We start from the raw sequence: 3,342 nt of genomic DNA on the forward strand, positions 1-3,342 counted from the left end.
CGTTGGCGCCGACCTTTTCGGACTGATTCGTGACGCGGTCGAACGCGTCGTAGGTCTGGTTGCGGGTGAACGTTGGGGCGCCGGCGGTGTCGAACCTTTGCTGGCGGACCAGGCGGTCGTAGCCGTCGTAGGCGTTCTGCTCCACCACCTGCGCACCAACATCCGACGTCGTGGAGCGGCCGAACGGGTCGTAACGCTGGTTCAGGGTCGTCGTGCCGGTGACCGTTTTGGTCAGCCGGTTGCGGTCGTAGGTCATCGTCGAGGTCGTCGCGCCGATCGTCTGCTTCGTGGTGTTGCCGGCCGCGTCGTACTCGTAGGACTCGCTGTCACCCTTCTCCACACCGGTCTTCACGACCGCCTCGAGCTGACGAGCCGGGGTGTAGGAGTAGTTCGACGCCTGATCCAGATACTCCGAGCTGTTCGCCTTGAGCAGCTTCTCGACGTCCTGCGAACGATCACCGTCGGAGGTGTAGCGCAGCGAATGAGACGAGACCAGCTTGCTGCCGCTGGTCTTCTCAGACTGAATCCGCGGCAGCCCGTCCTCGTGATAGGTGAACGTGGCCAGGTTGCCATTGGGCTTGGTGATCGTCGAACGCAGACCACGCCCGTCGTAGGTGTAGCTCCAGGTATCCAACGTCCCCGTCGGCGAAGCGCCAGCCTTGACAGTGTCGACCAGGTTGCGGACATCCCACGTGTAGCCGGTGTACCGCCCCACCGCGGGGCTGCCGATGCCCGCGTCCGCCTCGCGTTGAGCGTTGGTGGACAAGACATTGGAGTCGAGGTCGTAGGTGTAGTCGGTCTGCGCTTTGTTGGTGGCGCCCTTCAGCTCCTGCACCTGCGTGGTGCGGCCAAGGTTGTCGGTGGTGATCTTGAAGGTGTCGGTGGCGGCGTTGGGGTTGTTGTCCTTGACCTCGGTCTGCTGGCCGTTCAGGTCGTAGTTGTAGGTGTACGACCGGGACTCCACCGGGCTGGTCGAGACCAGCTTGATCGCATCCGCAGTCACCACACCCACAGCCGACGGCTTCAACGTGATCGTCTTCGCCACACCATTCGGGAACGAATAGTTACCGAGATTGACCCACGGGGTGGCCGCCGTGCAGGCCTTCTGGTCGACGGTCTTCGTGGCAGCGCCGGTGGAGTGATTGATCGTGTACGTCGCCGCGGTCGTCGCACCTGTGTTGACTGGGCAGGATGCGTAGACGTCGAACGAACCTGCGACATCGGGCAGGACTCGCCAGTTGTTGTCGTGCCCGTCGACTCATCTGTCAGTGTTTCTGCGTCGCCGTGCGGGTCGGTGCCCTACAACGACTTCTTAGGATCTCGTCGGCCGCAGCCTGCGACCGCAGACGTGGTGGCCGCGGACTCGATCTCGCCGCGAACGCGCATCAGGCATAATCCTTCGCATCTGCATACACGAGTCTAGGCGTCACCTGTCCCTCAAAGACAGGCAACTTCCTCGGCTGACCCTGAGGAAGCACCGGTGCCAGCGCCTCAAATACCCTCAGCATGGCGGGCTGGTCGTAGTGCTCCAGCCGATCGGTGGACCGAAGTAGCGCGGCCCCGTAGGCCAGCGGCCGGACCTCGTAGAAGGCTCCGGTGTTGTTCAGCGCGGCGAATCCGCCAAGACGCTCAACCAGAGCGGGCGGACATACCGTGACCCACGAGTAGCCCCGCAGGACGCTGCCACTTTCACGAACGCCATCGTCGATCAATCGTGGCAGGAAGACCTCGAGCGACGTTCTGCTGTATTCGTTGTCATCCGTTATGTTTCCGAATGACGCCCTTGCCTTGTCAGCAAACTCGGCGATGAACGTGAGGAGGTCCTCCTGCACTGCGACTGGCGTCGCACTTCCAGGGAAGCCGGCTTCTACCTTGAAGATGGCCCAGGACCCCCAGGCTTCGTCAACGTCAACACCCACCATCGCCGACGAGCATGACAGCGAGTCGAGACTCATCGCATCGTCCACCATCCACTCCGTGCCTTCACCTCGGCCTTCAGCCAGCGACTCAAGTACCGCATCGAAAGCCTTGCTCGAATATGGGGCCGACCATTGCCACGCTCCCAGCGAAGGCGCCCCCACTCTCAGGATCGCTCCAGAGACCGAATCGTCACCCTCATCGAGTCGACGCGACAATTCGGCGAACAACCTTGCTCGCGCCTCCGTCATCCACGAGCGAGACAACGCCACGAACTCGCTTTCACTGTCTAGCCGGGCGGTAATCTGCGCCTGGATCATCATCGCCAACCTTCTCGTTCGACCGTTCGCCAGCACCTGTCATTAGGAGATCTGATATCGGCTCGAGACGGGGCAAAGACTGCTCCGGGATGTCGTCTTCGCGGCACGTTCAAGCACATGGCGACTGCGCGCCTGTGGCCACGGTTCGGCAACAGAACCGTGGCCACAGGACGACGGCAAATGCATCCGCTGTTACTCACGCCTGGCGGCCATCATTGCATCGCGCACCCCAGACCGATAGTCACGAGACACACTACACCGCCTACCACAGTGGCCCCGATGAGCGCACCTACTTCTGCCCCTAGATTTGGGTCCGGCTGTGGCGGAGTGAGCCACCTTCTATCTTGCTCCTCGTCGTCCGACTCGTTCTGCTTCCCCTGCGTGGGCCGAGAAGGGGTCTTCGGCGGGTCGTTGGTGCCGTACCACCGCATGCCCGGAAACGTTCGTGCGTCCGTCGGCCACCGCTTGTTCGACCACACGGTTCCCAGCTTCCCCTTGGTTGCAGGGAATGGATTGCGCCGCAGGTCTGGTCCAGCTTTAACCACCGCACCGGGGTGCGCCAATTGAAGGCCCTTAATGTACCGCTGCAGGTCTTTAGGTCCATCGGCATGACCATAAGCGTTATTAGGCTTCACCTCATAGACGAGAAATGTCCCTTCATCTTTACCTTTCCCGGTAATGAGGAGATCGGGGTATCCGGCTCCGCCGTTCGGCCCTGCCCCTTCAACGCGGTTTTCTGGATTTCGCCGAGACCCAGTATCGATGGTCACTTCTCCTTCAAACCCGTTCGACCTCATCCACTCGTGCGCGGGATCAACGCTGGCGATTACGGCTCTGTCGTGATCCGGCGTGTCGGTCGCGTACTGCTCGCCATATTCGTCAATGGCGATGTGACCATCGAGTTCGATGCCGCTGATGGGGTTGCCGCCGGCGAAGGCATAGCGGTTGGTGTTCCATGGATCGGTGCCGAGGGCGAGGTCTTGCAGGGCGCCGTTGTAGTAGTCGCGGGAGAGGTACCGGTTGAGGCCTGGGTTGTACTCGCGGAAGCCCATGTCGTAGGTGCCGGTGGCGCCGTCGAACCGTTTGCTGTTGAAGCGGTAGGGGT

2 protein-coding genes and 1 pseudogene are annotated in these 3,342 nt (G+C 61.7%); all 3 read right to left on the reverse strand.

Annotated features, from left to right (window positions below; translation table 11 throughout):
• A pseudogene (locus EV649_RS40650) lies at window positions 1–1,045 on the reverse strand (hypothetical protein); the annotation flags it as partial.
• A 340-nt stretch (window positions 1,046–1,385) separates the two neighbouring features.
• Window positions 1,386–2,240, reverse strand: coding sequence for a hypothetical protein (locus EV649_RS40655; protein ID WP_130389091.1), 855 nt, complete (start codon window positions 2,238–2,240; stop codon window positions 1,386–1,388).
• A gap of 209 nt (window positions 2,241–2,449) precedes the next feature.
• Window positions 2,450–3,342, reverse strand: an 893-nt coding sequence (locus EV649_RS40660; protein ID WP_130389092.1) for an RHS repeat-associated core domain-containing protein, incomplete at its 5' end; no start/stop codon positions are given.

The sequence above is a fragment of the Kribbella sp. VKM Ac-2569 genome (genome assembly GCF_004216905.1).
GTDB lineage: Bacteria > Actinomycetota > Actinomycetes > Propionibacteriales > Kribbellaceae > Kribbella.

Coding starts and splice junctions, on each gene's coding strand:
- EV649_RS40655 (WP_130389091.1), bottom strand. CDS start 2,240: ATGATGATCCAGGCGCAGATTACCGCCCGGCTAGACAGTGAAAGCGAG.